Raw genomic sequence first — 6952 nt, forward strand, 5'->3', positions numbered from 1 at the left:
ATCAGGAGATGCCTAACCTGATCCGCGGTGGCCATCTCTATATGGCCGTGCCGCCGCTCTATTCGATCCGTCAGGGCGGTAAGGTGGCCTATGCACGTGACGACGCGCACAAGGACGAATTGCTGCGCACCGAATTCACCGGGCGCGGCAAAGTCGAGATCGGCCGCTTCAAGGGCCTTGGCGAGATGATGGCCTCGCAGCTCAAGGAAACCACGATGGACCCGAGGAAGCGCACGCTTCTCAGGGTCGACGTGATCGATGCCGAGCAGGCGACCAAGGACGCCGTCGACGCGCTGATGGGCACCAAGCCCGAGGCCCGCTTCCGCTTCATCCAGGAACGTGCCGAATTCGCCGAGGCCGACGTGCTGGATATCTGAACGCGGACTGGTCCATAACAGGCTCCGGCACGGAGACTTGCATGTGACCTGGACGCGGCTGAAGGATCTAGCCGGGACACCGTTAAGTCAGCTGACCCAGCCGACGCGCTCGGACTGGATCTTCGCCCTGCGCACGGTTTCTGCCGGGCTGATCGCGCTGCTTGCCGCTTACGCCTTAAAGCTCGATCATCCGCAATGGGCGATGATGACGGTGTTCATCGTCGCGCAGCCGGTCGCCGGCATGGTGCTGGCGAAAGGCTTCTACCGCCTGCTCGGTACGCTGGCCGGCGGCCTGGCGGCGATCGGCATCACATCGCTGTTCGGCACCAATCCCTGGCTCTTGGTGACGGTGCTGGCACTATGGATCGGCGTCAGCACCCTCGTTTCCTCGCTGCTGCGCAATCCGGAAGCCTATGGCGCCGCCCTTGCCGGCTATACAGCGATGATCATCAGTCTGCCGGCATTCGGGCAGGCGCATCTCGTCGTCGATCTCGCTGTCGCGCGCTGCGCCGAAATTGTGCTCGGCATCGTCTGCGCCGGCGTCACCAGCCGGCTGATCCTGCCGAAGCTCGCGGCGGACGCCATCATCTCCAGGCTGAAACGCAGCATTCTCGATCTCGCCGACTACGCCTCAGGCGCCTTTTCCGACGGCGATCCGGCCGGTCTTGCCGCTCTCCAGCGCAAGCTGATCACCGATGCCCAGACACTTGCCGAAATGCGCACCTATGCGCGCCTCGAAGCGCCGAGCTTCGCGACCCGCGCCCATCCGGTCCGGCGCACGATCGGACAGCTCCTGTGGGCGCTCTCGGCGGCCCGCGCGCTGCATACCCATGCCGCGCCGGAGAATGCGACGCTCATCCCTGTTCGCAGCGAGTTGAAGGCAATCGTCGGGGAACTCGCTACGACGCGCGACGCGTTGGACGACACCGGCCCATGGGTGGCCCGGCTCGAGGCAATCGCGATCAGGGCAAGAGAAACGGCGCCGGTGGCCACCGATCCCGGTGAAGACAAGGTCGGCACCATCACCCGCCTCACCATTGCCGCCGATTTCGCGGAGGCGCTGAAGCAGGTGATGCGCGGCTTGGATGCGCTTCGCTCGCCGGTTTCCCGAACGTCTCGTGAGCGGCAGCAGCCGGCCCTGGTCGTGCACCGCGACTATCATGCGGCCTGGCGCAATGCGGTGCGCGCCGCGCTCGCCACGCTTCTGGTGGCCGCCTTCTGGCTGACCACCAAATGGTCGGAGGCGGCGGGCACCGTCATTCTCGTCGCCGTCGTCTCCAGCCTGTTCGCGGCACGTCCCGATCCGGTTCAGTCGGCCTGGGGCTTCTTCACCGGAACGCTCCTCGCTTTGCCTTTCGCTTTCCTCGTCGGCCAGATCGCAATGCCGGCGCTGCCCGGCTTCGGCTGGTTCACCCTCTTTGTCGTGCCGATCCTGGTGCCGGCAGCGCTCGGCATGGCCAATCCGCGGCATGTCGGCGTGGCCACCGCCTTCGCCATCAATTTCCTGGCTTTCCTCAGCCCGCACCAGATGATGACCTATGATCCCGGCCCGTTCTTCGCCGGATCGGCATCGATCCTGGTCGGCATCCTGATCGCCATCGGCGTCTTCATCGTCGTTCTGCCGGCCAATCCCTGGGCCACTGTTGAGCGCATCTCGACGGCGATGCGCGAGGACCTGGCGCGCCTTTGCCTGCATGAGCGCGTCCCCAGGCGTTCGGCCTTCGAAAGCCTGGTCTATGACCGGATCAACCAGTTGATGCCGCAACTGCAGCAGACCGGGAGGAAAGGCGACCCTATTCTTGGCGGCAGCATTGCCGCCGTGACCGTCGGCCTCGAAGTGCTCCGGCTGCGCCAGGCGCAACTGAACTCCGCCGTTCCACGCGAGACGGTGGAGTCGATCGGCAACTTCCTGCGCGGCTTGGCGCGGGAATTGCTGTTCGGGAGGCATGGCGAGCCGCAGACCTCGACCATCGCCGTGGCGCGGGAATATGCGGCGAGCATCGCCGGTCGCAGCGACCGGCCGGAAATGCTTCAGGTCGCGGCCTCACTGCGCATCATCGCTGCCGCGATGCAGGATTATCCGGATTTTTTCGCGAAGGGGCACCCTTAGACGGGCCGGGCCGGGATACGTGAGCATCGAGCAGGAAGCTGCCATTTGCAGTCCGGCCACACCTGATACCGACATGCGCTAGGCGGCGGCAATTGCCAGCGCATGCCCGCGCGCGTTCTCACGCAGCGCGTCGAGATGGATCGACTTCACCAGTCCGGCGAGATCGCCCTCGGCCGATTGCCCGCCGAGTTCCTTCAACATCAGCCAGCTCACCTCCTGCACGCCGGCGACACGCTTGCCGTTGGCGACCTCGCGCCAGATCTTCAGCGCGCACAGGATGATGCCGTGCGTGACGGCGGCGAGGCCTGCGCTGCGGAACAGCGCCTGCAGCGCAACGTCGTGCCCGCCGGCCAGCAACGCCCTCACCCGCTGCTCGGATTGTTGGGCAAGCGCCACCAGGGCCGAGCCGAAGAAGTCGACCTTGCCATGCGCGACGGTGCGGATGATGAAGCTCGCGGTGAGATCGCCGCGCAGTCTGAGATGCTCGATCAGCGCGGCGTGCTCCTCGGCGCGGGTGCCCTCGATCAGCGTCACCGAAGCCTTCACGCAGGCGTCGCGCATCACGCGGTCTGCCCGTGCCGCTCCCATCAGTGCCAGCACCAGCGGCGATCCCTTCAGCGTCTCGCCGAGCTTGACCAGAAGCATGTGCCGGCAGTCGGCGGGAAGCCGCGCGTCGGCGATCAGCGCCTCACGCACGAGCGGCAGGTGGCCGTGCCGTTCGGCCATGCGGCGGAAACTCAGCGATGCAATATCGGCGCCGCTGTTGGCGATCAGCGTGGCGCAGGCTTCCGGCTCGCCGATCTCGGCGATGGCTGCCGCCAGCGACATCGAGACGACCGGACGGTTGGCTATCAGCTTTTGGGTGGCCTTCTGGCCGCAGGCGACGCGGTCGATGAGATCGGCATCGGTAAGCAAAGGCGAACGCGCCAGCACCAGCGCCGCCACTTCCGGCTGGTCGGAAGCGAGTGCTGCGATCACCTGCGGCGGGGCGTGATGGCTCATCGACAGCGCTTCGGCGAGCGCCTGCCGGACCTTGGCGGAAACGTCGTCGAGCAGCAGCGTGAGCGCCGCCTCGGCGGCGCAGCGATCCTCGAACGGCAGGTCGGAATTGATGTAGGCGCGGGCCAGCGCGCTCGCGGCGGCGGCGCGCTCGGAAACCCTTGCCTTATCGATCCACTTTAGAAAATGCGAAACAACCATGCCGATCAGCTACGCCCTTGCCGAAACGTTTCGGCCCCGTTGGGAACGGTAAGCTGAAAATGGTTTACGAACGGTTCACCATGTTTCTTAACCGGCTTGATGGCTTTGCAACCAACGCCTATCAAACAGGAATAGCGGAGGAGATCGACCATGGCCGGGCTTTATCTGGAGGAGTTCGTCGCCGGCCGCGTCTTCCGGCACACGCTGCGCAAGACCGTCACCGAAAGCGACAACATGCTGTTCTCGGTGATGACGCTGAACCCGCAGCCGCTCCACATCGACTTCGACTTCGCCGCGAAGAGCGAATGGGGCAAGCCCTTGGTCAATTCGCTGTTCACGCTCGGCCTGATGATCGGCATCTCGGTGAACGATATCACCGTCGGCACCACTGTCGCCAATCTCGGCATGAAGGAGACCGTCTTCCCGCACCCGGTTTTCCACGGCGACACCATTCGCGTCGAGACGACGGTCGTTTCGGTGCGCGAGTCCAGGTCGAAGCCCGATCGCGGCATCGTCGAATTCGAGCACCGCGCCTATAATCAGAACGATGTTCTTGTCGCCAAATGCACGAGGCAGGCGATGATGATGAAGAAGGCGTCCTGATGCGCTCGCTGCTCTTCGTGCCGGGCGATTCCGAGCGCAAGCTGGAAAAGGGCTTTGGCGCCGGCGCCGACGTGGTCATCGTCGACCTTGAGGATTCGGTCGCCGCCGGCAACAAGGCGGCCGCCCGCAAAGTCGCGGCGAACCTCATCGCCGGCCACCGACAGCAGACCAGCTCCGACATCTACGTACGCGTCAACGATCTGTCGACCGGCCTGACCGACGATGATCTTGCGGCGCTCGTCCCGGTGAAACCCGACGGCATCATGCTGCCGAAGTCGAACAGCGGACAGGATGTCCAGCAGCTCGCGGCCAAGCTTCGGGTGCACGAGGCCGAAAGCGGCTTGCCGGATGGCGGCATAAAGATCCTGCCGATCATCACCGAAACCGCATCCGGCCTGCTGGCTGCCGCGAGCTACGCCGGAGCGAGCAGCCGGCTTGCCGGACTTACCTGGGGCGCAGAAGATCTGTCGGCCGCAATCGGCGCGCGTTCGGCGCGCGACGAGAGCGGCCGCTACACCGACGTCTTCCGCCTGGCGCGCGCGACGACCATCCTGGCGGCCGGAGCGGCGGAAATCGCCGCGATCGATACCGTCTTTCCGGATTTCCGCGACATGGCCGGTTTCGAAGCCGAATGCAGAGAGGCCGAGCGCGACGGCTTTACCGGCAAGATGGCGATCCATCCAGCGCAGGTGCCGGTCATCAACACCGCCTTCACGCCCTCGCCGGAAGCGGTCGAACGATCGCGGGCGATCGTCGACGCCTTCGCGGCGGCGGGAAATCCGGGCGTCGTCGGCATCGACGGCAAGATGTATGATCGGCCGCACCTACGGCTTGCGGAGCGGCTGCTGGCACGCGCGAGAGCGGCGGGACTTTCAGCCTGAACCGCCAATTGCCAGACAATGGGGATCAGTTTGTAGCGGACGTGAGCCGTGTAGCCCTTTCGGTTAATCCTTGCTCCAGCGCGGCCGCCGCATCGAGAAAATCTCGTTCACGCTGGCATAGTCCATATAGCCGAGCCGGGCGACATTGCCGGCCCTGACGATGTCGAACAGGCCGTCCCTGAGATAAGCATCGTCGATGTGGACCCCGACGACCTCGCCGGCGACGACGATGGCGCTGGTCTCGGCGCCATCCAGTGCCCGCGGCCGAAATATCTCGGTCACCTTGCATTCGAGGGCGGCGGGCGCTTCCGCCACGCGCGGCGGCGCGACGAGGCGCGACGGCGCCATGGCGAGATCGGCATAGGCGAACTCGCTGACGCCGCGCGGCGCATCGACGGCGGTGCGGTTCATCTTCTCGGCAAGCTTGCGGCTGACGAGATTGGCGACGAATTCGCCGGTTTCTTCAGCGAAGGTGGCGCTGTCCTTCGCGCCTTCGGATGAGAACCAGACGATGAAAGGCCGCGTCGAAAAGGCATTGAAGAAGGAATAGGGCGCCAGGTTGATCTCACCGGCCTTGTTCAATGTCGAGATCCATCCGATCGGGCGGGGTGCAACGATCGCCTTCGACGGATCGTGCGGCAGGCCGTGCCCCTTGGATGGCTCGTAGAACATCTCAGCCGGCCCACGGCCCGGCATAATCGGCATAGAGCTTCGCCGGATCGGGTCGGGGCCGCTCCGGCGCCGGTCCCTGGTACGAGCCGATATGGACGAAGCCGATGACGCGCTCCTGCGGCGACAGCCCGAGGATCGCCCTGCCCTCCGCAACGTCGGAATACCAGTTGCTGATCATGTTCGTGCCATAGCCCAGCGCGTTGGCCGCGATCATCAGATTCATAGCCGCCATTCCACCCGACAGGAACATCTCCCATTGCGGGATCTTTGGGTTCTCCCGCGGCACGGAGACTACGCCGATCACCAGCGGGGCGCGCGAGAAGCGCGCCAGTTCCTGGTTGCGGCGCCCCTCCGGCAACGGTCCTTCGCGCTGCTCGGCAAGCGCCGCGAGCTTCTTGCCGATCTCGACCCGCGACTCGCCGCGGTAGACGATAAACCGCCATGGCTCGAGGCGGCCATGGTCTGGCACCCGCGACGCCGCGGCGATCATCGTGGCGATTTCCGCATCGCTCGGCGCCGGCTCCTTGAGGTCCGGAATCGGCGCTGAACTGCGGGTCAGCAGGAAGTCGATGATCGGCGACGCCATGGGCGCAAGTCTCCTAGCATTCGATTTTGAGCTGAAGCGCGCCATCGGGAGATCGGGCGGCTCGGGCAATGGCGCAATTATACGCCGGATAAAGAGCCCTGGCGGAGGGCGGCAGGCTCTTGAGCCTTGAAATTGCCACCGCCTTGGGCTTCAACGCAAGGCATGTTTGAGGGGACTCTGCGCCTTTTCGTGGTCGGGCTCATCGCCGCGTTGCTTGCGGTGCCGGTTTCGTTCGCGCTGGCCCAGAACGCCAACGATGTCGGCAATATCAAGTTGCCGGGCATTTCGAGCTATGCGACGCCGAAGAGCGAGCGGTCGCTGGCGCTTGGCAGCGGCGGAGCGATCACCCTTTCTGCGCAACTGACCGACAAGGGCGCCGACATCACCCGCGGCATCGTCTGGCGCGTCTTCAAGCCGGAACCGGCCAGCGACGGCAAGCTGCCGATGGTCGCGTCCGCGCATGGCGGCACGGCGGTGTTCCAGCTCGACCCCGGCAGCTACCTGGTCCACGCCTCTTACGGAC

At 65.2% G+C, this 6952-nt stretch carries 6 protein-coding genes and 2 pseudogenes; 5 read left to right on the plus strand and 3 right to left on the minus strand.

Going from position 1 to position 6952, the window contains the following annotated elements; genetic code table 11:
* Both EOA79_RS27635 and EOA79_RS27640 read left to right on the plus strand, forming a co-directional pair.
* Positions 1-377, plus strand: a pseudogene (locus EOA79_RS27635) (DNA topoisomerase IV subunit B); the annotation flags it as partial.
* A 43-nt stretch (positions 378-420) separates the two neighbouring features.
* Complete coding sequence (locus EOA79_RS27640; RefSeq protein WP_095826114.1) at positions 421-2487, plus strand: FUSC family protein; 2067 nt, start codon at positions 421-423, stop codon at positions 2485-2487.
* 78 nt (positions 2488-2565) lie between these two features.
* Here the strand turns inward: EOA79_RS27640 and EOA79_RS27645 are convergent, their stop codons facing one another.
* Positions 2566-3687 carry a DUF2336 domain-containing protein gene (locus EOA79_RS27645; protein WP_095826115.1) on the minus strand — a complete coding sequence of 374 codons (1122 nt, stop codon included), beginning with the start codon at positions 3685-3687 and terminating at the stop codon, positions 2566-2568.
* Between the two features lie 150 nt (positions 3688-3837).
* Here EOA79_RS27645 and EOA79_RS27650 point away from each other — a divergent pair, with 150 nt between their 5' ends.
* Both EOA79_RS27650 and EOA79_RS27655 read left to right on the plus strand, forming a co-directional pair.
* Positions 3838-4290 carry a MaoC family dehydratase gene (locus EOA79_RS27650; protein WP_095826116.1) on the plus strand — a complete coding sequence of 151 codons (453 nt, stop codon included), beginning with the start codon at positions 3838-3840 and terminating at the stop codon, positions 4288-4290.
* A complete protein-coding gene (locus EOA79_RS27655) occupies positions 4290-5171 on the plus strand; it encodes a CoA ester lyase (protein WP_095826133.1) in 882 nt (293 codons plus the stop codon). Before EOA79_RS27650 ends, EOA79_RS27655 begins: the two co-directional genes overlap by 1 nt.
* A 63-nt stretch (positions 5172-5234) precedes the next feature.
* Here the strand turns inward: EOA79_RS27655 and EOA79_RS27660 are convergent, their stop codons facing one another.
* Together EOA79_RS27660 and EOA79_RS27665 are read right to left on the minus strand one after the other, a co-directional pair.
* A complete protein-coding gene (locus tag EOA79_RS27660) occupies positions 5235-5843 on the minus strand; it encodes a flavin reductase family protein (RefSeq protein ID WP_127334974.1) in 609 nt (202 codons plus the stop codon).
* Between the two features lies 1 nt (position 5844).
* Positions 5845-6429 (minus strand): nitroreductase, encoded by a 585-nt coding sequence (locus tag EOA79_RS27665; RefSeq protein ID WP_095826117.1) that lies wholly within the window; start codon positions 6427-6429, stop codon positions 5845-5847.
* Positions 6430-6591: 162 nt separating this feature from the next.
* Here EOA79_RS27665 and EOA79_RS27670 point away from each other — a divergent pair.
* Positions 6592-6952: pseudogene (locus tag EOA79_RS27670) on the plus strand (hypothetical protein); the annotation flags it as partial.

Origin of the sequence: Mesorhizobium sp. M1A.F.Ca.IN.020.03.2.1 (assembly GCF_004023205.1) — a bacterium.
Lineage (GTDB): Bacteria > Pseudomonadota > Alphaproteobacteria > Rhizobiales > Rhizobiaceae > Mesorhizobium.